The sequence below is a fragment of the Citrobacter sp. CK199 genome (assembly GCF_030333285.1).
GTDB classification, from domain to species: Bacteria; Pseudomonadota; Gammaproteobacteria; order Enterobacterales; family Enterobacteriaceae; genus Citrobacter_B; species Citrobacter_B koseri.
In genome coordinates, this window is sequence record NZ_JAOWGF010000029.1 from 249,338 (window position 1) to 275,905 (window position 26,568).

At 54.9% G+C, this 26,568-nt stretch carries 25 protein-coding genes; 9 read left to right on the forward strand and 16 right to left on the reverse strand.

What is annotated here, in order from left to right; all coding sequences use genetic code 11:
* The first annotated feature begins 103 nt into the window (after positions 1 to 103).
* The 3 genes from mgtA (at position 104) to OGX75_RS19535 (ending at position 5,112) form a co-directional block, all read left to right on the forward strand.
* The gene (gene mgtA / locus OGX75_RS19525) at positions 104 to 2,812 is read left to right on the forward strand and encodes a magnesium-translocating P-type ATPase (protein WP_286451494.1); all 2,709 of its coding nucleotides are present in this window, start codon (positions 104 to 106) and stop codon (positions 2,810 to 2,812) included.
* A 473-nt stretch (positions 2,813 to 3,285) separates the two neighbouring features.
* Positions 3,286 to 3,795, forward strand: coding sequence for a TRAP transporter small permease (locus tag OGX75_RS19530; protein ID WP_012134344.1), 510 nt, complete (start codon positions 3,286 to 3,288; stop codon positions 3,793 to 3,795).
* A 30-nt stretch (positions 3,796 to 3,825) separates the two neighbouring features.
* On the forward strand, positions 3,826 to 5,112 hold the full coding sequence (locus tag OGX75_RS19535) for a TRAP transporter large permease (protein ID WP_047459361.1): 1,287 nt from the start codon (positions 3,826 to 3,828) through the stop codon (positions 5,110 to 5,112).
* A 104-nt stretch (positions 5,113 to 5,216) separates the two neighbouring features.
* On the opposite strand, the gene ridA is transcribed toward OGX75_RS19535, so the two are convergent.
* The 4 genes from ridA to pyrL form a co-directional block, all read right to left on the reverse strand.
* The gene (gene ridA, locus OGX75_RS19540) at positions 5,217 to 5,603 is read right to left on the reverse strand and encodes a 2-iminobutanoate/2-iminopropanoate deaminase (protein ID WP_012134342.1); all 387 of its coding nucleotides are present in this window, start codon (positions 5,601 to 5,603) and stop codon (positions 5,217 to 5,219) included.
* A 74-nt stretch (positions 5,604 to 5,677) separates the two neighbouring features.
* The gene (gene pyrI / locus OGX75_RS19545; RefSeq protein WP_012134341.1) at positions 5,678 to 6,139 is read right to left on the reverse strand and encodes an aspartate carbamoyltransferase regulatory subunit; all 462 of its coding nucleotides are present in this window, start codon (positions 6,137 to 6,139) and stop codon (positions 5,678 to 5,680) included.
* Positions 6,140 to 6,150: 11 nt separating this feature from the next.
* Positions 6,151 to 7,086 (reverse strand): aspartate carbamoyltransferase, encoded by a 936-nt coding sequence (gene pyrB / locus OGX75_RS19550; RefSeq protein ID WP_012134340.1) that lies wholly within the window; start codon positions 7,084 to 7,086, stop codon positions 6,151 to 6,153.
* A gap of 2 nt (positions 7,087 to 7,088) precedes the next feature.
* Positions 7,089 to 7,223 carry a pyr operon leader peptide gene (gene pyrL, locus OGX75_RS19555; protein ID WP_024130768.1) on the reverse strand — a complete coding sequence of 45 codons (135 nt, stop codon included), beginning with the start codon at positions 7,221 to 7,223 and terminating at the stop codon, positions 7,089 to 7,091.
* On the opposite strand from pyrL, the gene OGX75_RS19560 reads away from it, so the two are divergent.
* A complete protein-coding gene (locus OGX75_RS19560; RefSeq protein ID WP_077956855.1) occupies positions 7,203 to 7,322 on the forward strand; it encodes a hypothetical protein in 120 nt (39 codons plus the stop codon). The two genes, pyrL and OGX75_RS19560, sit on opposite strands and share 21 nt — an antisense overlap.
* Here the strand turns inward: OGX75_RS19560 and OGX75_RS19565 are convergent.
* The 5 genes from OGX75_RS19565 to arcA all read right to left on the reverse strand — a co-directional run bounded on the left by OGX75_RS19565 (position 7,313) and on the right by arcA (position 12,770).
* Positions 7,313 to 7,801, reverse strand: a complete 489-nt coding sequence (locus tag OGX75_RS19565; RefSeq protein WP_024130767.1) for an arginine repressor — start codon at positions 7,799 to 7,801, stop codon at positions 7,313 to 7,315. The genes OGX75_RS19560 and OGX75_RS19565 overlap by 10 nt on opposite strands.
* A gap of 227 nt (positions 7,802 to 8,028) precedes the next feature.
* Positions 8,029 to 9,432, reverse strand: coding sequence for a YfcC family protein (locus tag OGX75_RS19570; protein ID WP_024130766.1), 1,404 nt, complete (start codon positions 9,430 to 9,432; stop codon positions 8,029 to 8,031).
* A gap of 57 nt (positions 9,433 to 9,489) precedes the next feature.
* Positions 9,490 to 10,494 (reverse strand): ornithine carbamoyltransferase, encoded by a 1,005-nt coding sequence (gene argF / locus OGX75_RS19575; protein ID WP_012134335.1) that lies wholly within the window; start codon positions 10,492 to 10,494, stop codon positions 9,490 to 9,492.
* A gap of 112 nt (positions 10,495 to 10,606) precedes the next feature.
* Positions 10,607 to 11,539, reverse strand: coding sequence for a carbamate kinase (gene arcC, locus OGX75_RS19580; protein ID WP_112001298.1), 933 nt, complete (start codon positions 11,537 to 11,539; stop codon positions 10,607 to 10,609).
* 10 nt (positions 11,540 to 11,549) lie between these two features.
* Complete coding sequence (gene arcA / locus OGX75_RS19585; RefSeq protein ID WP_286451495.1) at positions 11,550 to 12,770, reverse strand: arginine deiminase; 1,221 nt, start codon at positions 12,768 to 12,770, stop codon at positions 11,550 to 11,552.
* A 676-nt stretch (positions 12,771 to 13,446) separates the two neighbouring features.
* On the opposite strand from arcA, the gene OGX75_RS19590 reads away from it, so the two are divergent.
* Positions 13,447 to 13,899, forward strand: coding sequence for a YhcH/YjgK/YiaL family protein (locus tag OGX75_RS19590; RefSeq protein WP_049010330.1), 453 nt, complete (start codon positions 13,447 to 13,449; stop codon positions 13,897 to 13,899).
* An 80-nt stretch (positions 13,900 to 13,979) separates the two neighbouring features.
* Here OGX75_RS19590 and argF (OGX75_RS19595) read toward each other — a convergent pair whose 3' ends face one another.
* Positions 13,980 to 14,984: an ornithine carbamoyltransferase gene (gene argF / locus OGX75_RS19595; RefSeq protein WP_012134329.1), complete on the reverse strand. Its 1,005-nt coding sequence runs from the start codon at positions 14,982 to 14,984 to the stop codon at positions 13,980 to 13,982.
* Positions 14,985 to 15,148: 164 nt separating this feature from the next.
* On the opposite strand from argF (OGX75_RS19595), the gene rraB reads away from it, so the two are divergent.
* On the forward strand, positions 15,149 to 15,574 hold the full coding sequence (gene rraB / locus OGX75_RS19600) for a ribonuclease E inhibitor RraB (RefSeq protein ID WP_047459344.1): 426 nt from the start codon (positions 15,149 to 15,151) through the stop codon (positions 15,572 to 15,574).
* A gap of 65 nt (positions 15,575 to 15,639) precedes the next feature.
* Here rraB and OGX75_RS19605 read toward each other — a convergent pair whose 3' ends face one another.
* The 4 genes from OGX75_RS19605 to pepA all read right to left on the reverse strand — a co-directional run bounded on the left by OGX75_RS19605 (position 15,640) and on the right by pepA (position 21,280).
* Positions 15,640 to 16,143: a GNAT family N-acetyltransferase gene (locus OGX75_RS19605; protein WP_286451496.1), complete on the reverse strand. Its 504-nt coding sequence runs from the start codon at positions 16,141 to 16,143 to the stop codon at positions 15,640 to 15,642.
* A 198-nt stretch (positions 16,144 to 16,341) separates the two neighbouring features.
* Positions 16,342 to 19,197, reverse strand: a complete 2,856-nt coding sequence (locus OGX75_RS19610; RefSeq protein ID WP_012134320.1) for a valine--tRNA ligase — start codon at positions 19,195 to 19,197, stop codon at positions 16,342 to 16,344.
* Positions 19,197 to 19,640, reverse strand: coding sequence for a DNA polymerase III subunit chi (gene holC, locus OGX75_RS19615; protein WP_071257400.1), 444 nt, complete (start codon positions 19,638 to 19,640; stop codon positions 19,197 to 19,199). The genes OGX75_RS19610 and holC overlap by 1 nt, the downstream gene beginning before the upstream one ends.
* Positions 19,641 to 19,768: 128 nt before the next feature.
* The gene (gene pepA, locus OGX75_RS19620) at positions 19,769 to 21,280 is read right to left on the reverse strand and encodes a leucyl aminopeptidase (RefSeq protein WP_047459338.1); all 1,512 of its coding nucleotides are present in this window, start codon (positions 21,278 to 21,280) and stop codon (positions 19,769 to 19,771) included.
* 153 nt (positions 21,281 to 21,433) lie between these two features.
* Between pepA and ytgA the strand changes: the two genes are divergently transcribed.
* The 3 genes from ytgA (at position 21,434) to lptG (ending at position 23,729) form a co-directional block, all read left to right on the forward strand.
* On the forward strand, positions 21,434 to 21,484 hold the full coding sequence (ytgA, locus tag OGX75_RS19625) for a protein YtgA (RefSeq protein WP_211180521.1): 51 nt from the start codon (positions 21,434 to 21,436) through the stop codon (positions 21,482 to 21,484).
* A gap of 62 nt (positions 21,485 to 21,546) precedes the next feature.
* The gene (gene lptF / locus OGX75_RS19630) at positions 21,547 to 22,647 is read left to right on the forward strand and encodes an LPS export ABC transporter permease LptF (protein WP_012134315.1); all 1,101 of its coding nucleotides are present in this window, start codon (positions 21,547 to 21,549) and stop codon (positions 22,645 to 22,647) included.
* Positions 22,647 to 23,729 carry an LPS export ABC transporter permease LptG gene (gene lptG / locus OGX75_RS19635; protein ID WP_286451497.1) on the forward strand — a complete coding sequence of 361 codons (1,083 nt, stop codon included), beginning with the start codon at positions 22,647 to 22,649 and terminating at the stop codon, positions 23,727 to 23,729. The genes lptF and lptG overlap by 1 nt, the downstream gene beginning before the upstream one ends.
* Positions 23,730 to 23,836: 107 nt before the next feature.
* Here the strand turns inward: lptG and OGX75_RS19640 are convergent, their stop codons facing one another.
* Positions 23,837 to 25,339 carry a helicase HerA-like C-terminal domain-containing protein gene (locus OGX75_RS19640; protein WP_286451498.1) on the reverse strand — a complete coding sequence of 501 codons (1,503 nt, stop codon included), beginning with the start codon at positions 25,337 to 25,339 and terminating at the stop codon, positions 23,837 to 23,839.
* A gap of 135 nt (positions 25,340 to 25,474) precedes the next feature.
* On the reverse strand, positions 25,475 to 26,494 hold the full coding sequence (gene ahr, locus OGX75_RS19645) for an NADPH-dependent aldehyde reductase Ahr (protein WP_049009364.1): 1,020 nt from the start codon (positions 26,492 to 26,494) through the stop codon (positions 25,475 to 25,477).
* Positions 26,495 to 26,568 lie beyond the last annotated feature (74 nt).

The following is a 26,568-nucleotide window of genomic DNA, read 5'->3' on the forward strand; positions in this document are numbered from 1 at the left end:
CGTTCCCGACGTCCCTGTTATCGCTTTAAATTATCGTCAGGTAAGGCTTTGCCGCGCCTGAGAGATGTTTCTGCGCCGCTTTTTCGGCGCGGAGGGACTGCTTATGCTGAAAAATATCACCCGCGAGCTGTTTGCCCGCCTTAACCGTCATTTACCTCATCGTCTGGTGCATCGCGACCCCCTGCCCAGTGCGCAGAGCGTTGCGAATACTCCGATTCCCCCGTCATTGAGCGATCGCTGCCTGAAAATGGCGGTGATGGAAGAGGCGGCGCTCTGGCGCGCATTCGATGCGCATCCTGAGGGGCTGAATGTCGCAGAGGTGGAGGATGTGCGCGAGAAATACGGTGAAAATCAGCTGCCCACACAGAAGCCGACTCCGTGGTGGAGACACCTGTGGGTCTGCTATCGCAACCCTTTCAATATCTTGCTGACCATTCTCGGCGTCATCTCCTATGCCACGGAAGATCTGTTTGCCGCAGGCGTTATTGCGCTGATGGTCGGGATTTCGACGCTGCTGAATTTTGTGCAGGAAGCACGTTCGACCAAAGCGGCAGATGCGTTGAAGGCGATGGTCAGCAATACCGCTACGGTGCTGCGCGTTATCAATGAGAAAGGCGAGAACAGCTGGGTTGAGCTGCCCATCGACCAACTGGTGCCGGGCGATATTATCAAACTGGCGGCGGGCGATATGATCCCGGCGGATTTACGCGTTATTCAGGCGCGCGATCTGTTTGTCGCGCAGGCTTCGCTCACGGGCGAATCTCTGCCGGTAGAAAAAGTGGCGACAACCCGCGACCCTAAGCAAAGCAATCCGCTGGAATGCGACACGCTGTGCTTTATGGGCACCAACGTGGTGAGCGGAACGGCGCAGGCGATCGTCATCGCGACGGGCGGCGAGACCTGGTTTGGTCAACTGGCGGGCCGCGTGAGCGAGCAGGAAAGCGAGCAAAACGCGTTTCAGAAAGGCATCAGCCGCGTCAGTATGCTGTTGATCCGCTTTATGCTGGTCATGGCACCTATCGTGTTGATCATTAACGGCTATACCAAAGGCGACTGGTGGGAAGCGGCGCTGTTTGCGCTCTCGGTCGCGGTAGGGCTGACGCCGGAAATGCTGCCGATGATTGTCACCTCCACGCTGGCGCGCGGGGCGGTGAAACTGTCGAAGCAAAAAGTCATTGTTAAGCACCTGGACGCCATTCAGAACTTCGGCGCGATGGATATTCTCTGCACCGACAAAACCGGTACGCTGACTCAGGATAAAATTGTGCTGGAGAACCATACGGATGTCTCCGGCAAGCCCAGCGAACGCGTGCTGCATTCCGCCTGGCTGAACAGCCACTACCAGACCGGGTTGAAAAATCTGCTGGATACCGCAGTGCTGGAAGGCGTGGATGAAGAGTCTGCGCGTCAGCTCTCCGGGCGCTGGCAGAAAATTGATGAGATCCCGTTTGATTTTGAGCGTCGCCGGATGTCCGTAGTGGTGGCGGAAGAAGCCGATGTGCATCAACTGGTGTGCAAAGGCGCGTTGCAGGAGATCCTCAGCGTCTGCACCCAGGTGCGCCACAATGGCGACATTGTGCCGATGGATGACAACATGCTGCGCCGGGTGAAGCGCGTAACGGATACGCTGAACCGCCAGGGGCTGCGCGTGGTGGCCGTTGCCACGAAGTATCTGCCTGCGCGGGAAGGGGATTATCAACGCATTGATGAGTCTGACCTGATCCTCGAAGGCTACATTGCGTTTCTCGATCCGCCGAAAGAGACGACCGCTCCGGCGCTGAAGGCGCTGAAAGAGAGCGGCATCACCGTGAAGATCCTCACTGGCGACAGCGAACTGGTGGCGGCGAAAGTATGCCATGAAGTCGGGCTTGATGCGGGCGATGTGGTGACTGGCAGTGATATCGAAGGGCTGAGCGATGATGAACTGGCGGAACTTGCCGCGCGCACCACGCTGTTTGCACGCCTGACGCCGATGCACAAAGAGCGCATCGTCACGCTGCTGAAACGCGAAGGGCATGTGGTTGGCTTTATGGGCGATGGCATCAATGATGCTCCGGCATTGCGTGCGGCGGATATCGGCATTTCCGTTGATGGCGCCGTGGATATTGCCCGCGAAGCTGCGGATATCATCCTGTTGGAAAAGAGCCTGATGGTGCTGGAAGAGGGCGTTATCGAAGGGCGTCGCACGTTCTCCAACATGCTGAAATACATCAAAATGACCGCGAGTTCTAACTTTGGTAACGTCTTTAGCGTGCTGGTGGCGAGCGCATTCTTGCCCTTCCTGCCAATGCTGCCGCTGCACTTACTGATTCAGAACCTGCTGTACGATGTATCCCAGGTGGCGATCCCGTTTGATAACGTGGATGACGAGCAGCTCCAGAAGCCACAACGCTGGAATCCCGCCGATCTGGGGCGTTTTATGATCTTCTTCGGGCCAATCAGTTCGATTTTCGACATCCTGACCTTCTGCCTGATGTGGTGGGTATTCCATGCGAATGTGCCGGAAGCGCAAACCCTGTTCCAGTCGGGTTGGTTTGTCGTCGGGCTGTTATCGCAAACATTGATTGTGCATATGATTCGCACGCGCCGCGTACCGTTTATTCAGAGCCGCGCCGCATGGCCGCTGATGCTGATGACGCTGGTGGTGATGGTGGTGGGTATCGCGCTGCCGTTCTCGCCGTTGGCGGGCTATCTGCAATTACAGGCGCTGCCGCTGAGCTACTTCCCGTGGCTGATCGCTATTCTCGCGGGTTATATGACATTGACACAATTAGTGAAAGGTTTTTATAGCCGTCGTTACGGCTGGCAATAATCCAGAATAATGGCTGCTGCGGCAGCCATTACGCTTTTCTATACTCCGTAAATATATCCTCACGAAAGTTCCTGTTTTATTTTTTTTGAAATACTAAAGAGTGTGACGGATCACAATTTTACTCCTCTTTCAGACATCTTTTTATCAGGAAAAAGACCTTCATTGCAAAAATGAAACAGCGTGCTAAAAATATTTCCATTCAGTCATATTTTATGAACATAATTATCGTAATACTTTCTTACATGCGTTGGCCTGCGCAGGCTACGCTGTAAAAGGTCATATATAACTGTAAGTTAAGCCCGGCACTCTTTTATCCTGTCAGTTAGCGCTATTCATGGCATTTTTTAAACTGCCAGCGAACCCTATAAAGATCGCCAGGATTTGATTAAACGGATTCAGGATATGAAGTAATACCTCTGGCGGGGTAAGGACTTTATCCGCCTGAACCTAAAGATTAATTCAAGGGGACGACCATGGGTGAATTTTATTCGTCGGTAATGGATTTGTTTTACCGAATCTCAATGTGGGTTGCCGGATTGGCGCTGTTGATTATGGTGGCCGTTATTCCCGTCGGGATATTTGCGCGCTATGTGATGAACAGCGCGCTGTCATGGCCGGAACCGGTCGCTATTCTTTGCATGGTGACATTCACCTTTGTTGGCGCCGCGGTGAGCTATCGCGCGGGTTCCCATATTGCCGTCAGCATGGTGACCGACCGCCTGAGCGAGGGCGCGCAACGAATCTGTTTTATCGTGGCGGATCTGATGCTGATGGCCGTCAGCCTGTTTATCCTCTGGTACGGCTCCCTGCTGTGCTACGACCTGTGGGAACAGCCGGTGGCGGAATTTCCTCTGTTATCAGCGGGAGAGAACTACCTGCCGTTGCCTGTCGGCTCTGCCATCACGCTGCTTTTCATTATCGAGAAAATTTTCCGTGGTTCGCAGTATCAACGTCCTGTCGTCATGCTGGGCTCAACCCATTAATGCGCGACCCCATTTCATAAAGGAAAGCAGATGGATGCATTTATTCTCGTCTTTACGCTCGGCATTATGCTGGCGATTGGGGTGCCGGTAGCATACGCGGTGGGCATTAGCGCGATCATTGGCGCCTGGTATATCGACATTCCCCTGGAAGCGGTCATGATCCAGCTCACCAGCGGCGTGAACAAATTTTCGCTGCTGGCGATCCCATTTTTTATTCTGGCGGGGGCGATTATGGCGGAGGGCGGTATTGCGCGTCGCCTGGTGAACTTCGCCTACATCTTTGTCGGCTTTATACGCGGCGGGCTGTCGCTGGTGAACATTGTGGCGTCTACCTTTTTTGGCGCGATTTCCGGCTCGTCCGTCGCGGATACGGCGTCTATCGGCTCGGTGATGATCCCGGAGATGGATAAAAAAGGCTATCCGCGTGACTTCGCGGCGGCGGTCACCGCCAGCGGCTCCGTACAGGCGATCCTGACGCCGCCCAGCCACAACTCGGTGATTTATTCGCTGGCGACGGGCGGTACGGTGTCGATTGCCGCGCTGTTTATCGCCGGCATTCTGCCGGGGCTGCTGTTAAGTTTTACCCTGATGGTGATGTGCGTCGGTTTTGCCCATAAGCGCGGCTATCCGAAAGGCGAGCGGGTGCCGTTTCGCCAGGCGTTGAAGATTTTTGTCGATACGCTGTGGGGGCTGATGACGGTTGTCATCATCATGGGCGGGATTCTCTCTGGCATCTTCACCGCGACGGAATCGGCGGCGATCGCCTGTCTGTGGGCCTTCTTCGTCACTATGTTTATCTACCGCGACTACAAATGGTCTGAACTGCCGAAGCTGATGTACCGCACGGTAAAAACGGTCACCATTGTGATGATCCTGATCGGGTTCGCCGCCGCATTCGGCGCCATCATGACCTACATGCAGCTGCCGATGCGCATTACCGAGGCGTTCACCAGTATTTCAGATAACAAGTACGTCATCCTGATGTGCATTAACATTATGCTGCTGCTGATCGGGACACTGATGGACATGGCGCCGCTGATCCTGATCCTGACGCCTGTTCTGCTGCCGGTCACTACGGCATTGGGTATTGATCCGGTGCATTTCGGCATGATCATGCTGGTGAATCTTGGGATCGGCCTGATTACGCCGCCGGTGGGATCGGTGCTGTTTGTTGCCAGTGCGGTGAGTAAGCAGAAAATAGAGCAGGTGGTGAAGGCGATGCTGCCGTTCTACGCGGTACTCTTCCTGGTGTTGATGTTAGTGACCTATATTCCGGCGATCTCGCTGTTCCTGCCGAAACTGTTTGGGGTGATGTGATAAATGCCCGGTGGCGCTGGCGCTTACCGGGCCTACAAACGGCACTTTCCGTAGGCCGGATAAGGCGAAGCCGCCATCCGGCGCAGACATATTTTTAAGGAGACTTAGCGGCGAACAGCGATCGCTTCGATCTCGATTTTTACGTCTTTCGGCAGACGCGCAACTTCAACGCATGAACGTGCCGGGAAGGTCGCATTATGCTCGGTGAAGAATGCTTCATAGGTCGCATTCACGGTCGCGAAGTCGTTCAGGTCTTTAACGAACACGGTTGTTTTCACGATGTCGCCCACTTTCAGGCCTGCGGCTTCGACGATAGCTTTTACGTTTTCCAGCGACTGGCGCGCCTGAGCGGACACGTCATCCGGTACGCTGCCGGTTTTTGGATCAACCGGGATCTGACCGGAAGTGATGATCATGCTGCCCAGGTCAACGCCCTGAACGTATGGGCCGATAGCTGCGGGTGCATTTTCCGTCGCGATAGTTTTGCTCATGATTTCTCCTGAATTACAGCGGTAAATTAGGTACAGGCCATTATAGGGAGCCGGATACCCATTACCAACCTCAATTAGTTGGCCAGCACCACATAATGCGAAAACTCTTTTTCGCAGTATTTACATTTGAGCGCAATGTCATCTGTGCGTTTTTTCACTGCAAAACTGGATGAAACCGGCTCAGCATGACTGATGCAGTTGCTGTTCGGGCAGACCAGCACGTTGTCGATGCGATCCGGCAGGCTCGGGCGCGATTTGCCCACCACATCATAGTTGTCGATGCGGTTTACCGTTGCCTGCGGCGCGTATAGGGAGAGCTGGTTAACCTGTTCTTCGGTCAGGAAAGTGTTCTCGATTTTAATCAGGTCCTTACGCCCCATCTCGCCGGACGGCAGGTTAAGGCCGATGGTGATGCGCTGATCGGTCTCGGTCAGTTTGAACAGCGTCAGTAACTTAAAGCCAACCTGCGCGGGAATGTGGTCGATTACGGTGCCACGTTTGATCGCTTCAACCTGTAGTTTATTGTCGTGTGTCATCTCTTTTCCCCTTACAGTGCCAGATCGCTATTCAGAACCAGTGCCAGTAACGCCTGGCGAGCGAAAATACCGTTTCCTGCCTGCTGGAAGTACCAGGCGTGCGGCGTTTTATCTACGTCGGTGGTGATCTCATCAATACGCGGCAACGGATGCAGAACCTTCATGTTTTCACGCGCGCCGTTCAGGTCGCTGGCGCGCAGGACAAACTGCGCTTTGACGTTGGCGTATTCGGACGGGTCCAGACGCTCTTTCTGCACGCGGGTCATATACAGAATATCCACTTCCGCCATCACCTCTTCGATGGCGCTGTGCAGACTCCAGGCAATGCCTTTCTCATCCAGCATATCCAGAATGTATTGCGGCATCGCCAGCGCGTCCGGCGCGATAAAGTAGAAGCGGTTGCCGTCAAACTTCGCCAGCGCCTGCGTCAGTGAGTGTACGGTTCGGCCATATTTCAGGTCGCCGACCATGGCGATGTTCAGATTGTCCAGGCGGCCCTGGGTTTCCTGAATGGTAAACAGATCCAGCAGCGTCTGGGTCGGATGCTGGTTTGCGCCGTCGCCGGCGTTCAGTACCGGCACGTTGCCGGAGAACTCGGTCGCCAGACGCGCTGCGCCTTCCTGTGGGTGACGCATCACAATCGCGTCCACATAAGTGCTGATAACGGAGATGGTATCCGCCAGCGTCTCGCCTTTTTTGCCCAGCGACGTGTTAGCGCTGTCGGAGAAGCCCACCACGCTGGCGCCGAGGCGGTGCATCGAGGTTTCAAACGACAGGCGGGTGCGTGTGGATGCCTCGAAGAAGCAGCTGGCGATCACTTTATGCTTCAGCAGCTCCGGCTGTGGATTGGCTTTTAATTTCGCCGCCGTCGCCAGAACCAGATTGAGGTCATCGCGGCTGAGGTCGTTTATGGAAATGATGTGTTTTTGGTATAGCGGGTTAGCCATGTTTATCTCCTGACGCCTGGGCAAAAAAAAAGCCCCTCAATGAGGGGCCTGGAATAGGTGAGCAACGGGAAGAAAAACGGCAGTCCAGCGTCTGTTTTCAGACGCGGTAAGACAGAATGTCGTACACACTGAACCATACTTCCTCCCGGCAAATTGTCCGCGATTATACTCAGCTATGTTATGGGATCAAGCGATTAATGCACATTTTATTCATCGCAAACGGTTCTCATGAATAAGAATTCATTTTTAATAAATAATTAATTTGCTTGTGAACAAGCCCGGTGCGCTGTACGACCCGTGGCGCGACCCAGACGATACTGCTGCCCGCGATCACACCTAAAATTTCCGGCAGGGCGTGATAATCCAGGATTCTGGCAACGGCGCGGCCATAACCGGCCACCGTGTGGATAAGGATAAATTCGCTATTGTGTTCCACGCTGACCACCATCTCGGATATCGATCGCGCAGCGTCAGGAGCGGGGCGCAATTGCGGATTTACGGAATAAATTTTTTGTCCCTTTGTATTTCTTATTTTTATGACGCCGAGCAGTTTCAACAGACGTGAAACGGTCGACTGGCTGATGCCTTCGAAGCCGTGGTTTTGCAGATCGCGACGTATTTCCTCCTGGGATAAGTAACTTTTTTCTGTAATCAGGCGCTGACATACCGCCAGTTGCTGCTGTTCTTTGGCGGAGCAATCATTGTATTCCTTCATATATGCACCTTGCTTTGTCATTGATATCAATGGACTAGCGAAATTCATCCTGTTTGTCACATTGATAACGAATCAACCGGTCGGTTTTGCAGGAAAGTGAGAAGCCAGTCAAAAAAGAAAGCGTATTGGCTGCGTTCGTTTGCCGGATGGCGGCGCTAAAGCGCCTTATCCGGCCTACGAAATGCGTAACTTGTAGGCCGGATAAGCGAAGCGCCATCCGGCGGGAGTTACAGCATTGCGCCAACGCTCAAAACAGCCATATTCAGTAGCGTCAGGATCAGCAGCAGCGGCGCGACCCACTTCAGATACCGCACATACGGCACGCGCGCAATCGCCAGACCTCCCATTACGACCGCCGACGTCGGCGTAATCAGGTTCACAATCCCGGACGCCGATTGATACGCCGTCACCACCAGATCCCGTTGCACATGGGCGAAGTCCGCTAACGGCGCCATGATCGGCATGGTCAACACCGCCAGACCAGAGGAAGAGGGCACCAGGAATGAGAGCAATACTTCCAGCCAGTAAGTGACATTGATAAAAATGGTGGTGGACAAGCCAGATACCAGATTTTCCGCGCTGTGCAAAATGGTATGCGTAATCATGCCATTATCCATCACCACCACAATGCCGCGTGCAATACCGATAATCAGCGCTACGCCAAGCAGATCCCGCGCGCCGTCGATAAACGTACTGGTGAACGCCTCTTCGCTCATCCGGGCGATAACGCCGACGATAATCGCGGACGCCAGGAAAACGCCGGAAATTTCCGCCATCCACCAGCCGAGAACCGCGACGCCGTAAATCATCACGGCAAAGGCGGCGGCGAAAATCAGCAAGATCCATTTGCGGGTTGCGGTGAACTCCAGCAGCGTGCTGGAACGGTTGCCAAGAAAGTGAGCGCGATTCTCCTCCATCTTATCCGCCACGATAGATAACTCCGGGTTGCTGCGCACTTTGCGGGCATAGCGCATCACCCAGACCACGCAAATAACATAGCCAACGACCAGCAGAATGATGCGTAACAGCATACCCTGAGTGAACGGGATTCCGGCAGCGTTGGCGGCAATCACCGTGGCAAAAGGGTTGATGGTCGAACCGAGTGTGCCAATACCTGCGCCGAGCAGCACGGTGGCGGCCGCGACCAGCGGATCGAATCGAGCGGCCATCATCACCGGAACCAGCAGCGTGTAGAAGGGGAGTGACTCTTCCGCCATCCCGTAAATCGTCCCGCCTGCGGCAAAGAGTCCCATCAGTATGGGGATCATCCACTCCTCTTTGCCGTTGAGCCGTACCGTGACGCGTTCAATACCCGCATCGATTGCACCGGTTTTGTTCACCACGCCGAGAAAGCCGCCGATGATTAGTACAAACAGCGCCACATCGATTGCGCCTGCGGTATAGGTTTCGTGGTTGTAGAGGCCGTCAATGGGGGCCAACAGTACGGCGGTAATCCCTTGCGGATGCGACTCGGCAGGAGCATAGGTGCCCGCGACCGGAACCTCTTTACCCAACGTGGGGTTCATCGCCATCTGGTATTTGCCCGCCGGGACAATCCAGGTCATCACAGCGACCAGTGCGATAAGAATAAACAGGATGGTATACGCGCTGGGAAATTTAAATTTGCCCATGGTGTTCTCTCCAGATAACACGGGCATGTGTCGTCAGGCGGCACATGCCCGGAGGGGTTAGTCGCCGAGCGTCGCCACCATGACCGCTTTAATGGTGTGCATACGGTTTTCCGCTTCGTCAAACACGATGGAGTGGGCTGACTCGAACACCTCTTCCGTCACCTCCAGTCCTTTCAGGCCATAGGCGGCCTCGATTTCGCGGCCCACTTTGGTGTGCTCGTTGTGGAAGGCGGGCAGGCAGTGCATAAACTTCACGTTGGGGTTGCCGGTGGCGTTGATGACCTGCTGGTTGATCTGGTAGGGCTTCATCAGGCTGACGCGCTCCGCCCACGCCTCTTTTGGTTCGCCCATCGACACCCAGACATCGGTATAGAGGAAATCTACGTCATAAACGCCTTCCTCCACGTCCTCGGTTAGCGTAATGCGCGCGCCGGTGACGCTGGCGATGTCGCGGCACTGCGCCACCAGTGCGTCGTCCGGCCAGAAGGATTTCGGCGCGACCAGGCGGATGTCCATCCCCATTTTTGCCGCGCCGACCATCAGCGAATTGCCCATGTTATTGCGGGCGTCGCCGAGGTAAGCGAAGCTGAGTTCAGGCAGCGTTTTGCCCGGCGCATGTTCCAGCATGGTCATCAGGTCGGCGAGGATCTGCGTAGGGTGAAATTCATCGGTCAGGCCGTTCCACACCGGTACGCCCGCGTACTGCCCCAGTTCTTCAACGATCTGCTGACCAAAACCGCGATACTCAATGCCGTCATACATCCGGCCCAGCACGCGGGCGGTATCTTTCATGGATTCTTTATGCCCAATCTGCGAGCCGCTTGGCCCGAGATAGGTCACCTGTGCGCCCTGATCGAATGCGCCGACCTCAAACGCGCAGCGGGTGCGGGTGGAGGTTTTTTCGAAAATTAGCGCGATGTTTTTACCGACCAGCGTTTGCTTCTCGCGTCCGGCTTTTTTTGCCGCTTTCAGCTCGATGGCCAGATCGATCAGGTACTGGATCTCCGTCGGAGTGAAGTCGAGCAGTTTAAGAAAGTTGCGATTTTTCAGTGAAGTAGCCATTACAGTGTCCTTGTTAAAATGAATTACCTGATGGCGCTGCGCTTGTCAGGCCTACGGTTATGCGCGTGCTGTAGGCCGGATAAGGTGCCGCCGCCATCCGGCAGAAATTGACTTATGCGTCGTAATCGACGGTTTCGGGTCGAATCAGAGTGCCTTTGTCACCGCTGAGAATGGCCGGGCCGTCGGCCAGTGAACCGATACCGGCAATCCCCTGGCAGTGGCTGACAAACTCGGCGCAGGCGGTGACTTTCGGCCCCATCGAACCGGCATCGAACTGCATTTCGCTGAGCAGTTCCGGCGTTACCTGAGCCAGCGGGCGTTGGGTTGGCTTGCCCCAGTCGAGGTACACCGCGTCGGCATCAGTCAGGATCAGCAGCGCGTCCGCGTGGATTTGACTGGCGAGCAGAGCGGCAGAGAGGTCTTTGTCGATCACCGCTTCAATGCCATGAAAACCATCGGCTTTTTCCACTACCGGCACGCCGCCGCCGCCGTTGCAGATCACGAGATGGTCGCGGGCGATCAGGGCGCGGATCGCGTCGCTCTCAACGATGCGTTTGGGCTGTGGCGAAGGCACTACGCGGCGAAACGCTTTTCCGTCGGCTTTGAAAATCCAGCCTTTTTCCGCCTGTAGCGCGTTGGCCTGGGCGCCGTCATAAACCGGGCCGATATATTTGGTTGGGTTGCGGAATGCCGGATCGTCGGCGTCCACCTCCACCTGAGTAAGCAGGACGCTGATTTCACGTTGCGGAAGCTGATTTTTCAGCGACTGTTGCAGCATGTAGCCGATCATCCCCTGGCTTTCCGCGCCGAGAATATCGAGCGGGTAGGGGGTGACGCGGTCATAGGCGCTGTTCTGCAACGCCAGCAGGCCAACCTGCGGGCCGTTGCCGTGTACCAGCACCACGCGCCACTGTTGCGTCAGTTGGGCGATGGTTTTTGCCGCCAGATCGATGTTTTTGCGCTGGATATCCGCTTCCAGCGGTTCGCCGCGTTTGAGCAGCGCATTGCCGCCCAGTGCGACAACCAGAGTGGGTTTGTTGTCCATAATCGCTTCCTTAAATGCCGTCGCGTTCCAGCGGGCAGCTCATGCAGCGCGCGCCGCCGCGTCCGCGTCCCAGTTCATCGCCAGGAATGGGCAGAACGGTGATGCCCGCTTTGTCGTATTTTTCGTTGGTCCAGATGTTGCGCTCGTAGCCGACCACCACACCGGGGCGCAGGGTGAGAACGTTGTTGGCGTCATTCCACTGCTCACGTTCGGCTTCGAAGGCATCGCCGCCAGTGGTGATCAAACACACCTGATCAATGCCGAGGGCTTTTTCGATGGCGTGTACCAGCGTGCTTTCCTGGGTACGCTTCAGCCCGCCGCGCCCGTCCGGTGTTAAGGTCCAGCACTGGACGTCCGGGCGAACCACTTCCGGGTAGACGGAGAAGGTGTCGATGTCGATATGGGTCATGACGGTATCGAGGTGCATGCAGGAACGGTGTTTTGGCAATTCAACGGCGATGACGCGCTCGGCCTGGCGATGTTTAAACAGCGACTGGGCGAGGAACTCGATCCCCTGCGGGGTGGTACGTTCAGACATGCCAATCAGCACGGCGCCGCGACCAATAACCAGCACGTCCCCGCCTTCTAACGTGGCATGGTCGTAATTAATGTTTTCGTCGCCGAAATATTTAATAAATTCGCCATCTGCAAATTGTGGATGCCAGCGATAAATCGCCCGCAAGTTATTGGTTTCACGCTGGCGCGCTGTTTTTGCCATTGGGTTGATCGACACGCCGTTATATATCCAGCATGAGGTATCGCGGGTAAATAAGTGATTGGGTAATGGCTTCATAATAAAGTCATTAATATCGTGTGTATCAACCACCATATTTTTAATCGAGGCGGGGATTTCGCCATATGTCAGCCCACCGCTTAAATGGCGCGCTAATTCCCGATGCGGCATATCCGCCAGCCAGGCGCGAATATCCGCCGCGAACGTCGGGCCCAGGCGATAGTCGGAGATTTGTGTTTCCAGCAGCCAGGTTTTGGCTTCGATAACATCCAGTGTTTGCGTCAGCAGGTCGGTTAGCAGCAACACCTCTATGCCTTGTTGGCGTAACGTATTAGCGAAAATATCGTGCTCTTCGCCTGCGCGTTCCACCGACAGAACGTCATCAAAAAGCAGCTCCTGGCAATTTGACGGCGTCAGTCTTTTCAGACTGAGATTAGGGCGGTGTAACATCACACTACGTAATTGACCGATTTCAGAACCGACATAATGTTTTTCCATCACGATACCTTTTACTCAATTTTCAGGAATAAAGAAGTGGTGGCTGCAAATAATTAAATTGTTTGCAGTCATTACTGTTCAGCTAATTTTCGGAAATCATCATTGATTCTAATTCGGTCTGATAATGTGATGTGTTTCACATCGGAAGGGATATTTAATTTTTCTTATTTAATATATGAGCGAGGTCAGAGAAATTGAAAAATAAAGAGAGTAATAACTGAATTACTACGCAATAAAATGTCTTGTTATTCTTTTTTGTTAATTATTTGTAGATGACCTAAATTTATTATTTAATTCTATCTTGTTGATTTTATGATATTTTATTTTTGTCTGTGCATAGGTATGCGGGAGGGTTATTTTATTATTTTTACCTTAACGTAAATCATAAAATAACTATGGTGATAAATGCAGGTTATGCAGGGAAAAGGAAGTGTGATCAACAAGGTGTTTTTCTGATAAACCCTTTTATAACAGCATATTACGATTTTTACTGTAAAGTGGAGGGGGAAAGTTATGCAAAGGATATGCATAATCTTCGATGACGATTAACAGTCGGACAACATCTTCAGCGATAAACATGCGCTGACGCAAAACATCGTGAAATAGAAGTGGTATGGCAGCGGTTTTTTTCGTATAACCATAAAAATGAAACGTTGTTTTATTTAAGGAGTCTGTGATGATCGTTGGCAATATCCACAATCTGCAACCCTGGCTGCCGGACGTGCTGCGTCAGGCCATTGAACATATTAAAGCGCATGTGACGGATGAAACGGCAAAAGGCAAGCATGATATCGACGGCAATCGCCTGTTTTATCTGGTTTCGGAAGACATGACCGAGCCGTTTGAAAAGCGTCGTGCGGAGTATCACGCGCGCTATCTCGATATTCAGATCGTATTAAAGGGGCAGGAAGGAATGACCTTCAGCACCCAGCCTGCGGGCGCGCCGGAAACTGACTGGCTGGCGGATAAAGACATCGCGTTTTTGCCTGAAGGGGCAGAGGAGAAAACGGTGATCCTTAATGAAGGCGATTTTGTGGTCTTTTACCCGGGGGAAGTCCATAAGCCGCTGTGCGCCGTAGGGGCGCCAGCTCAGGTACGCAAAGCGGTCGTTAAGCTGCTGGTCGAGTAAGTTGCATTGCCGGGTGGCGACGCAAAACGTCCTACCCGGCCTACGGGAACACGATCTGTAGGCCGGATAAGACGTAATCGTTATTTCGCCAGCGTTGCCACCATCACCGCTTTGATGGTGTGCATCCGGTTTTCCGCCTGGTCAAACACGATGCTGGCCGGAGATTCAAACACCGCATCGGTCACTTCCATCCCGCCGTGCAAACCGAACTCTTCGGCCATTTTCTTGCCAAGCGTGGTCTGATCATCGTGGAATGCGGGCAGGCAGTGCAGAAACTTCACCTGAGGATTACCGGTCTGCGCCATCATTGCGCTGTTTACCTGATACTGACGCAGCAGTGCGATACGCTCCGCCCATTTCTCTTTTGCTTCACCCATCGACACCCATACGTCGGTATAGATAAAGTCCGCGCCTTTCACGCCCGCTGCGATATCTTCAGTCAGCGTAATATCGCCGCCGTTCTTTTGTGCCAGCGCTTTGCACTCTGCGACCAGGCTCGCTTCCGGCCAGCAGGCCTGCGGAGCCACCAGACGTAAATCCAGCCCTGTCAGCGCGGCGGCTTCCAGCATGGAATTTCCCATGTTGTTACGCGCATCGCCAGCGTAAACCAGGGTCATCTCATTGAAGGCTTTGCCCGGCAGATGTTCCTGCATGGTCAGCAAATCCGCCAGCAGCTGCGTGGGGTGAAACTCGTTGGTCAACCCGTTCCACACGGGAACGCCTGCATATTCCGCCAGCGTTTCGACCACTTCCTGGCCGTGGCCGCGGTACTGAATACCGTCATACATGCGTCCCAGCACGCGGGCGGTGTCTTTAATTGACTCTTTATGCCCAATCTGGCTGCCGCTTGGCCCAAGGTACGTTACGCGAGCGCCCTGATCGTATGCGGCAACTTCGAAAGAGCATCGGGTGCGGGTCGAGTCTTTTTCGAAGATGAGCGCGATGTTTTTGCCGGTCAGTCTGGCGACTTCTACGCCGTTTTTCTTGTCGGCTTTCAGTTTGGCGGCGAGTTGCAGCAGAGCGGTGAGTTCAGCGGAGGTGAAATCGAGTAATTTCAAAAAATGTTTCTGATAAAACGTAGACATGGTTCCCTCACATGGCAAAGGCCATTTGTTGAATTAAAATTCAATTTATATGGATGATTATGCATTTGCAACCCCATTTAACAAATCTTTCCTGGAAAGGTGGAGGCAATGACAGCGGTGTGTGACAATAAGAGTATCGGCAGGACATTTATGAGGAACGAGCCATGGCAAACCCGGAACTACTGGAAGAGCAGCGTGAAGAGACGCGGCTGATTATTGAAGAATTACTTGAAGATGGCAGCGATCCAGATGCGCTGTACACTATCGAGCACCACTTTTCCGCTGACGACTTCGAAACGCTGGAAAAAGCAGCCGTAGAAGCGTTCAAACTCGGTTATGAAGTGACCGAGCCAGAAGAGCTGGAAGTGGAAGAAGGCGATACGGTGATTTGCTGCGATATCCTCAGCGAATGTGCGCTGAATGCCGATCTGATTGATGCTCAGGTTGAACAACTGATGAACCTGGCTGAGAAATTTGACGTGGAATATGACGGCTGGGGTACGTACTTCGAAGATCCGAACGGTGAAGAGGGTGAAGACGGCGACGATGAAGATTACGTCGACGAAGACGATGACGGCGTACGCCACTAACTCAGAAGCAGAATGTTTGCATAAATTGCCGGATATGGCGTCGCCTTATCCGGCCTGTGGGTGACTTACAGCGTTTTCAGCATGCGGACTTCGCAGTCAACATGCCCGGTGCAGCCCAGCGGTTCGCTGATATGCTCAAATCCCAGATGTTCATACAGGCCAATTGCTTCGCGTAAGGATGCGGTGGTTTCCAGGTAGCAGCGTTTAAACCCCTGCTCACGCGCGTGCTCCAGCGCCATCAGCGCCAGTTTCTTCGCCAGCCCCTGGCCGCGCACCGTCGGCAAAAAGTACATTTTTTGCAGTTCGCAGATATCCGGTTCGCTACAGCCTAACGCCGCCACGCCGCCGCCGCCCACCACCTGACCGTTCTGCTCGACGACCCAATAGGCCGCGCCTGGCTGACTGTAAACCTGGAACAATTCATCCAGATTAGGATCGGCAACCGTATAGCCTTTATCAGCGGTCAGGCCGTATTCAGCGGAAACCTGGCGGATGACGTGGGCGATAGCAGCGTTATCGTCAGCGGTAATACGACGCAACGTTGCCGGGACAGAGGTAATGACACTCATAGCGAACTCATGACAGAAACGTGGAACATATGCAGTTAATAACACTGCGGGGAGGGGGAGTGCAAGCGAGGATAATTCAATAAAAAGCCTCTTAGCGAGTGCGTCAGAGGCTTTTATCGTCCGTGGTGCCGGATGTGCTGAAGATGCCTGTAGGCCGGATAAGCGTAGCGCCATCCGGCAAACAGTCAGGCACTCTCTTTACAGCGCGGCGATAACTGCCTGCTGTTCAATCAGCTTCGCTTTCGCTTCCGCGTAGTTTTCCAGCTTCTCACGCTCTTTGGCGATCACCGCTTCTGGTGCGCGGGCGACAAAACCTTCGTTCGCCAGCTTGCCTTCAATGCGGCCAATTTCAGCTTCGACCTTCGCCACTTCTTTCGCCAGACGCGCCAGCTCGGCTTCTTTGTCAATCAGCCCCGCCATCGGGATCAGCAGCTCGGCGCCATCGATAATCTTCGTCACGGAAACCGGACCTTTGTCATCGGCTGGCAGCACGGTGATGCTTTCCAGACGCGCCAGGTTCAGCAGGAAGCTGCGGTTGTCGTTCACGCGGCGAATCGCTTCTTCGCTGCAACCACGCAGCAGCAGTTCCAGCGGTTTGCCCGGCGCGATATTCATTTCCGCACGGATGTTACGTACGGCAACGATCGCCTGCTTCAGCCATTCGGTATCGGCCAGCGCGGCTTCATCCACCTGGGAGGCATCGTACTGCGGGAACGGTTGCAGCATGATGGTGTCGGCGGTAATGCCGGAAATCACTTTCACACGCTGCCAGATGGTCTCGGTGATAAACGGGATGATCGGATGCGCCAGGCGCAGCAGACCTTCCAGCACGGTGACCAGCGTGTTGCGGGTGCCGCGCAGTTCTGCTTCAGAGCCGCCGTTCATGACCGGCTTGGTCAGCTCCAGATACCAGTCGCAGAACTGGTTCCAGGTGAACTCGTACAGAATGCCCGCTGCGATATCGAAGCGGAAGCTGTCCAGCGCTTCGCGGTACGCTTTGATGGTCTGGTTGAACTCCGCCAGGATCCAGCGGTCTGCCAGCGACAGGGTCATCTCGCCGCCGTTGAAGCCGCAATCCTGATCTTCGGTATTCATCAGCACAAAGCGGCTGGCGTTCCACAGCTTGTTACAGAAGTTACGGTAGCCTTCCAGACGCTTCATATCCCAGTTGATGTCGCGGCCGGTAGAGGCCAGCGCCGCCAGGGTGAAACGCAGGGCGTCAGTACCGTGCGGCTCAATGCCGTCCGGGAATTGTTTCTCGGTACGTTTGGCAATCTTCTCAGCCAGCTGCGGCTGCATCATGTTGCCGGTACGTTTTTCCAGCAGATCCGGCAGGGAAATGCCGTCAACCATATCCAGCGGGTCGATAACGTTACCCTTGGATTTGGACATCTTCTGGCCTTCGTCATCGCGAATCAGACCGGTCATGTAGACGGTCTTGAACGGCACCTGCGGCTTGCCGTTTTCATCTTTGATGAAGTGCATGGTCATCATGATCATGCGGGCAATCCAGAAGAAGATGATGTCGAAACCGGAGACCATCACGCTGGTCGGGTGGAACTGACGCAGCGCGTCGGTGTTTTCCGGCCAGCCGAGAGTCGAGAAGGTCCATAGCGCGGAAGAGAACCAGGTGTCCAGTACGTCGTCGTCCTGACGCAGCGCAACGTCGGCGCTCAGGTTGTTTTCCTGACGCACTTCGTCTTCGCTACGGCCAACGTAGACGTTGCCCGCGTCGTCGTACCATGCCGGGATGCGGTGGCCCCACCACAGCTGACGGGAGATACACCAGTCCTGAATGTCACGCATCCAGGAGAAGTACATGTTTTCGTACTGTTTTGGCACGAACTGGATATCGCCGTTCTCTACCGCTTCCACCGCCGGTTTTGCCAGCACGTCGGCACGGACGTACCACTGGTCGGTCAGCATTGGTTCGATAACCACGCCGCCACGGTCGCCGTACGGTACGGTCAGGTCGTGCGGTTTAATCTCTTCCAGCAGGCCGAGGGCATCGATAGCGGCAACCACCGCTTTACGCGCGGCAAAACGCTCCAGCTTCTGGAACTCAGCCGGGATTTCGTTGGAGTAAACGTCGGACTCTTCGCCTTTGGTGTCATACACTTCCGCGCTTTCACGGATATCGCCGTCAAAGGTCAGAATATTGATCATCGGAAGCTGATGACGACGGCCCACTTCATAGTCGTTAAAGTCGTGCGCCGGGGTGATCTTCACGCAGCCGGTGCCTTTTTCCATGTCGGCATGCTCGTCGCCCACGATCGGAATACGACGGTTCACTAGCGGCAGCACCACGAATTTGCCAATCAGATCTTTATAACGCGGATCTTCCGGGTTGACGGCTACGCCGGTATCGCCCAGCAGGGTTTCCGGGCGGGTGGTGGCAACCACCAGGTAATCTTTACCGTCTGCGGTTTTCGCACCGTCAGCCAGCGGATAGCGGATGTGCCACATAGAGCCTTTGGACTCGCGGTTTTCCACTTCCAGGTCAGAGATCGCGGTGCGCAGTTTCGGGTCCCAGTTGACCAGGCGCTTGCCACGGTAAATCAGATCTTCTTTGTACAGGCGGACAAACACTTCTTTCACGGCATTGGAAAGACCTTCGTCCATGGTGAAGCGTTCGCGCTCCCAGTCCACGGAGTTGCCCAGACGGCGCATCTGACGGGTAATGGTGCCGCCGGATTCCGCTTTCCACTGCCAGATTTTGTCGATGAAGGCATCGCGGCCATAGTCGTGGCGGGTTTTACCCTCTTCTGCGGCAATCTTGCGCTCAACCACCATCTGGGTAGCGATCCCGGCGTGGTCAGTACCGACCTGCCACAGGGTGTTTTTACCCTGCATACGCTGATAGCGGATCAGGGTATCCATGATGGTTTGCTGGAAGGCGTGACCCATATGCAAACTGCCGGTGACGTTTGGCGGCGGGATCATGATGCAGAAGCTTTCCTGGCTTTCATCGCCATTCGGCTTAAAGTAGCCCTGCTGCTCCCAGTGCTCGTAAAGCGGCTGTTCGATATCTTGTGGGTTATATGTCTTTTCCATTATTTCCAGGTTGCCGTATTCAGGTTAAAACCAGCCACGCGGTAGGCTTTGTAGCGTTCGCGCGCCAGTTGTTTCAAAGTTTCTTCGTAAGGGACAAAGTCTATCACTTCTGTGAAAGCGGTGGCAAAATCTGCAAAGCCAGTACGCAGGCTGATCAGAATATCACGCGGGCTGCTGTTGCGTTTTTGCGGCCAGGCGATTTCCACCGGCGCGCCGCCGCGCGGACCTTCTCCCGCCAGATTATGTGGGACAAAACTCTCCGGCGGTCTTGCCCACAGCGCTTCATCCAGACGGATGGCCTGTTTTTCGTCTTCACAGGCAATCAGCACGCGTTTACCACTGCGCCAACGTTCTGCGGCAATGTCGCACACCAGTTGTTCAACGGCGCTCAGGCCATCAACGGTGGTGTCATTGTCCAGAATATAGAACGTTGCATTCTTCATATATGGGGCTTCTTGTGGTGAATTTAAATGCGAAGCCGGATGGCGCTACGCTTATCCGGCCTACGGTTAAATACTCCATGTAGGCCGGATAAGGCGCATATGCGTCGCCATCCGGCAATCATGCAAACTTACTCTTCGCCGTTAAAACCCGCGCGATTGAGCAGGAACTGCGACAGCAACGCCACCGGACGACCGGTTGCGCCTTTCGCTTTACCGGAACGCCATGCGGTGCCGGCGATGTCCAGGTGCGCCCAGTTGTACTTACGGGTAAAGCGCGACAGGAAGCAACCGGCGGTGATTGCGCCGCCAGGACGGCCGCCGATGTTCGCCATATCCGCAAAGTTAGACTCCAGCTGTTCCTGGAACTCATCGCCCAACGGCAAGCGCCATGCGCGGTCGCCCGCCTGTTCGGACGCACTAATCAGTTCATGCGCCAGCGGATTGTGGTTCGACATCAGACCGGTGATGTGATGGCCCAGCGCAATCACGCAGGCGCCCGTCAGGGTCGCGACGTCAATCACCGCTTCCGGCTCAAAACGCTCAACGTAGGTTAACACGTCGCACAGTACCAGGCGGCCTTCGGCATCGGTGTTCAGCACTTCTACCGTCTGGCCGGACATGGTGGTCAGCACGTCGCCCGGACGATACGCTCGCCCGCCAGGCATGTTTTCGCAGCCTGCCAGCACGCCGATGACGTTAATCGGCAACTGAAGTTCCGCGACCATGCGCATCACGCCGTACACTGCCGCCGCGCCGCACATATCGTACTTCATCTCGTCCATGCCTTCGGCAGGCTTGATGGAGATGCCGCCGGAGTCAAAGGTCAGCCCTTTGCCGACCAGCACAACCGGACGCGCGTCTTCGGACGGGTTGCCTTTGTATTCGATAACCGACATCAGCGATTCGTTCTGCGAACCGTGGCCGACCGCCAGATAAGAGTGCATACCCAGCTCTTTCATCTGCTGTTCGCCGATGACGCGGGTGATGACGTTCTTGCTGTAGCTGTCGGCCAACTGGCGCGCCTGAGAGGCCAGGTAGGCGGCATTACAGATATTCGGCGGCATATTGCCGAGATCTTTCGCCGCTTTAATCCCGGCGGCAATCGCCAGACCGTGCTGGATCGCACGCTCGCCGCTGGTCAGCTCGCGGCGGGTCGGCACGTTGAAGACCATTTTACGCAGCGGGCGACGCGGCTCGCTCTTGTTGGTCTTCAGTTGATCAAAGCTGTACAGCGTCTCTTTGGCCGTTTCGACAGCCTGACGCACTTTCCAGTAGTTGTTGCGGCCTTTGACGTGCAGTTCGGTCAGGAAGCAGACCGCTTCCATTGAGCCGGTGTCATTCAGCGTATTGATGGTTTTCTGAATGACCTGCTTGTACTGGCGCTCATCGAGCTCGCGCTCTTTACCACAACCAATGAGGAGGATTCGCTCGGAAAGAACGTTAGGAACATGGTGCAGCAACAGGGTCTGCCCCGGTTTTCCTTCCAGTTCACCACGACGCAGCAGGGCGCTGATGTACCCGTCGCTGATTTTATCGAGCTGTTCTGCAATCGGAGAAAGGCGGCGTGGTTCAAAGACGCCCACGACGATGCAGGCACTCCGCTGTTTCTCCGGGCTACCGCTTTTTACACTGAACTCCATGCACTACGCTCCTGAATCTTAAAGACAACGGCGGCGGCTACAGTTAGAATTGCAAGCTTTCGTAACTCATGTCCGCAGTTGCGGTGACTTCGTGTTAATCTTAACGTTATTACGGCATTGGCACGTCAGAACGCGTTCTGAGTGGCGAATCCGCTGAGTATAATAATTTTAGCGACGATTTCGACGACTCAAGAGAATAAATGACGTTTAAGCCATGAAACAAGCTAAATTCCTGCAAAAGACGAGTTTTTACGGGCGTATTTAAAGTGATAATCATAAGATATCTGGTGCGGGAGACGCTCAAAAGCCAACTGGCGATTCTTTTCATCCTGCTTTTAATCTTCTTTTGTCAAAAGCTAGTGAGGATCCTCGGGGCGGCGGTTGACGGTGACATTCCGGCAAATCTGGTGCTCTCGCTACTGGGGCTGGGCGTGCCGGAAATGGCGCAGCTCATCCTGCCATTAAGCCTGTTCCTCGGGCTGTTGATGACGCTGGGCAAACTGTATACCGAAAGTGAAATAACGGTCATGCACGCCTGTGGTCTGAGCCGGGCTGTGCTGGTGAAAGCCGCGATGGTGCTGGCGCTGTTTACCGGCGTCGTCGCCGCTGTCAACGTCATGTGGGCGGGGCCCTGGTCATCCAGACACCAGGATGAGGTACTGGCGGAAGCAAAAGCCAATCCTGGCATGGCCGCGCTGGCGCAAGGGCAGTTCCAGCAGGCGACCAATGGCAGCGCCGTGCTGTTTATTGAAAGCGTTGACGGCAGCGATTTTAAAGATGTGTTCCTTGCGCAAATCCGCCCGAAAGGCAACGCCCGTCCTTCTGTGGTGGTGGCCGATTCTGGACATCTGACGCAATTGCGCGACGGCTCCCAGGTTGTGACGTTGAACAAAGGGACGCGCTTTGAAGGCACTGCCCTGCTGCGTGACTTCCGCATCACCGATTTCCAGAACTATCAGGCGATTATTGGTCATCAGGCCGTTGCGCTGGACCCGAACGATACCGATCAGATGGATATGCGCACGCTGTGGCAGACTGATACCAATCGCGCCCGTGCGGAACTGCACTGGCGTATTACGCTGGTATTCACCGTATTTATGATGGCGCTGATGGTTGTACCGCTGAGCGTGGTTAACCCGCGACAGGGGCGCGTGCTGTCGATGCTGCCAGCTATGCTGCTGTATCTGCTGTTCTTCCTCCTGCAAACCTCCCTGAAATCAAACGGCGGTAAGGGCAAACTGGACCCGGTTATCTGGATGTGGGCGGTCAACCTGATCTATCTGGCGTTGGCGGTTGGTCTGAACCTTTGGGATACGGTGCCGGTACGCCGCCTGCGCGCCCGTCTTCTGCGTAAAGGAGCGGTATAATGCAGCCGTTTGGTGTACTTGACCGCTATATCGGTAAAACCATTTTAACCACCATCATGATGACGTTGTTCATGCTGGTGTCGCTCTCCGGCATCATCAAGTTTGTTGACCAGCTCAAAAAAGCCGGGCAGGGGAGCTACGATGCGCTGGGCGCGGGGATGTATACCCTGCTCAGCGTGCCGAAAGATGTGCAGATTTTCTTCCCGATGGCGGCGCTGCTTGGTGCACTGCTGGGGCTGGGGATGCTGGCGCAGCGCAGTGAACTGGTGGTGATGCAGGCTTCGGGTTTCACCCGGATGCAGGTGGCGCTGTCGGTGATGAAAACCGCCATTCCACTGGTGCTGTTGACAATGGCCATCGGTGAATGGGTCGCTCCGCAGGGCGAGCAGATGGCGCGTAACTACCGTGCGCAGGCAATGTACGGCGGTTCGTTGCTCTCTACTCAGCAAGGCCTGTGGGCGAAAGATGGCAACAATTTCGTCTATATCGAGCGGGTGAAGGGCGACGAAGAGCTGGCGGGCATTAGCATCTACGCCTTTAACGATCAGCGTCGCTTACAGTCAGTGCGTTATGCCGCGTCTGCGAAGTTCGACGCAGACAACAAGGTCTGGCGTCTGTCGCAGGTGGACGAGTCTGACCTGAAAGACCCGAAACAGATCACCGGTTCGCAGACCGTGAGTGGCACCTGGAAAACCAACCTCACGCCGGACAAACTGGGCGTGGTGGCGCTGGACCCGGATGCGCTCTCCATCAGCGGTTTGCATAACTATGTGAAGTATCTGAAGTCGAGCGGCCAGGACGCCGGACGTTATCAGCTCAATATGTGGAGTAAAATCTTCCAGCCGCTTTCCGTGGCGGTAATGATGTTGATGGCGCTGTCGTTCATTTTTGGCCCGCTGCGTAGCGTGCCGATGGGCGTGCGTGTGGTGACCGGGATCAGCTTTGGTTTCGTCTTCTACGTTCTGGACCAGATTTTCGGCCCGCTGACGCTGGTTTATGGCATTCCGCCGATTATCGGCGCGCTGCTGCCAAGCGCCTCGTTCTTCCTGATTAGCCTCTGGCTGATGATGCGTAAGTCGTAAAATCGATCTCTCTCGTTGTTGGCCGGATAAGGCGTTTACGCCGCTATCCGGCCAGATACAGCGCAGCGCCATCAGGCGCTGCGCTTAGCAAAGCAGGATTCCTTCTGCTAGCGTTTTCTACCGCCCATCAGGCTACCTAACATCCCCCGGATAATTTGGTTCGTTACCTGACGCGCTGCGCTTTTGGCGACGCTCTGCACCACGCCATCACGTTTGCCGCCACGTGGCCCGGTGCTGCCAAACAATATCTCTTTCAGCCCGCCAAGAATTCCGTCATCAACGGCGACTTCTTTGCCTTTTGCTGGCGGATTGTTTTGCTGCTCGGTGGTGGCCTGAACGCCTTTTTGCAACATTTCATACGCCGATTCGCGATCGACTTCGTCTTCATATTTGCCGTACAGCGAGGAGTGATTGATAAGCCCGTTACGCTCATCGTCCGTCACCGGCCCCATGCGTGAGCACGGCGCGATGACCATCGCTCGTTCAACCACTGATGGGCTGCCTTTGGCATCCAGGAAGGAGATTAGCGCCTCGCCGGTGCCCAGTTCCTGAATCGCTTTCTCGGTATCAAACGCCGGATTCGCCCGCATGGTTTGCGCGGCGGCTTTCACCGCTTTCTGATCTTTGGGGGTGAAGGCGCGCAGGGCGTGCTGTACGCGGTTGCCTAACTGACCGAGCACGTTGTCCGGGATATCGGAAGGGTTCTGTGAGACGAACCAGACGCCCACGCCTTTGGAGCGAATCAGGCGGATAACCTGTTCGATTTTATCCAGCAGCACCTGCGGAGCGTCGTTGAACAACAGGTGAGCTTCGTCGAAGAAGAACACCAGCTTCGGTTTTTCCAGATCGCCCGCTTCCGGCAGTTGCTCATACAGTTCGGAGAGCATCCACAGCAGGCTGGCGGCATACAGTTTGGGCATCTGGTAGAGTTTTTCGGCGCTGAGGATGTTGATAATGCCTTTGCCGTTGGCATCGGTACGCATCCAGTCTTTGATGTCCAGCATCGGTTCGCCGAAGAAGTGCGCCGCGCCTTGCTGTTCCAGCGACAGCAACCCGCGCTGGATCGCCCCGACCGATGCGCTGCTGATATTGCCATACTGGTTCTGGAAGGATTTGGCATTATCACCGATATACTGCGTGATCGCCCGCAGATCTTTAAAGTCCAGCAGCAACAACCCCTGGTCATCGGCGATGCGGAAGATAATATCCAGCACGCCGGACTGCACATCGTTCAGGTTCAGCAGGCGAGCCAGCAATAGCGGCCCAAGATCGGAGACGGTCGCCCGTAGTGGATGACCTTTTTCGCCAAAAATATCCCACAGCACCACCGGATTAGCGTGCGGTTGCCAGTCGGTGATGCCGATATTTTTCAGCCGTGCGAGCAGTTTTTCAGAAGGTTCGCCTTCCTGCGCGACGCCGGTTAAGTCACCTTTCACATCCGCCATAAATACCGGAACGCCGATGTCTGATAGGGACTCAGCCAGTTTTTGCAGGGTAACCGTTTTGCCGGTTCCGGTTGCGCCGGTAATCAGCCCGTGACGGTTGGTCATGCCCGGCAACAGGAACAGTTCGCTTTCCAACGTGCGGGCAATTAACAGGGGTGCACTCATGAGATTTTCTCCATTTATCCTGCCTGGAGTATAGGCAACTGCGGCATACTCTTCACCGCTAAATTGCGGAGATTGCGAGAAGAATTCCAAAAGGGGGAGCAAAACCGGGCAGCGAATGCCGCCCGGTGAAGGCAATTAAAAGTCGGCTTGCAGTACCACACGGTAGCGAGCTTTACCGTCACGAACGTGCTGGATAGCCTCGTTGATTTGCGACATCGGGAACAGCTCGGTCGTCGGCGAGACCTTGCTGCGCCCGGCAAATTTCATCAACTTGCGCAGTTCATACGGCGTACCGGTTGCCGAACCGGAGATGCTGCGATCGCCTGCAATCAGGGTAAACGCCGGAACCGGTAGCGGCTTCAGCACCGCGCCAACGGTGTGGAAGTTGCCGCCATAGGCCAGCGCTTCGAAGTAAGGCTGCCAGTCGAGATCGACATTGACGGTGTTGATGATGAGATCAAATTGACCTGCCAGCGCTTTCAACGCCTCTGGATCGCGGCTGTTGACCACTTTATCGGCACCCATCGCCAGCACTTCCTGTTCTTTGGCCGGACTGGAGCTGAATGCGGTAACCTCGCAGCCCATCGCGTGCAGCAGCTTAATGGCGATATGGCCGAGGCCGCCGATACCGATCACCCCAACGCGACTGGTGGCGGTAACGTGGTGCATCAGCAGCGGTTTGAAGACGGTGATGCCGCCGCACAGCAGAGGACCTGCGGATTCAATATCGATGCTTTCTGGAAGCGGGATCACCCATTGCCAGTCTGCTCGCAGCTTCTCGGCAAAGCCGCCGCGATTGAGGATGGTTGGCACCGATCCTTCCAGACAGTTAATCTGATTGCCGCTGATACAGGCATCGCAGTGCCCGCAGCTGCGCGCCGTCCAGCCAATCCCGACGCGTTGACCTACCTTCAGACCTTTATCCTGCGCGGCGCTGCCGAGTGCCACGACGCGGCCAATCACCTCATGCCCGGCAACCAGCGGATATTGAGAGAAGCCCCATTCGTTGTCGATCATCGACAGATCGGAGTGGCAGATACCGCAGTAATCTACCTGTACCTCAACATCTTCCGGCTTGAGTTCACCCGCATCATATTCATAGAGTTCAAGTTCGCTGCCCGCCTTTTTTGCGGCATAGCTTTTTATAATAGACATCGTGTTTCCCTCAGTGTGGTGTTGAACTGGAAGTGTAGAGCATGGGAAACGGAGTCGCTTCGCAGAAGGAGGGG